1 rRNA gene is annotated in these 272 nt (G+C 37.5%); it reads right to left on the reverse strand.

Annotated features, from left to right (window positions below):
* Window positions 1-189: 189 nt before the first annotated feature.
* Window positions 190-272: ribosomal RNA gene (locus ATB74_RS23535) — 16S ribosomal RNA — on the reverse strand; the annotation flags it as partial.

Here is a 272-nt window from a genome sequence, read left to right on the forward strand (position 1 = left end):
AGGTAAACATTGAGAACTTTTAAATTTGATTGAATTACTCGTAAGTAATCAATCAGTCAGCTTTCCAAATTGTTAAAGAGCATAAAGCAAAAAGCTTTAATCAATAACTTACGTTATTAATTAAAGCTCTGGCTTTAACTAAATCTAAACCATCAATCTGTGTGGACACTTATCGTGAATATCTTCGTATAAGGAGGTGATCCAGCCCCAGGTTCCCCTAGGGCTACCTTGTTACGACTTCACCCCAGTCATGAACCACAAAGTGGTGAGCG

This window comes from Vibrio splendidus (assembly GCF_001557875.1).
GTDB lineage: Bacteria > Pseudomonadota > Gammaproteobacteria > Enterobacterales > Vibrionaceae > Vibrio > Vibrio splendidus_F.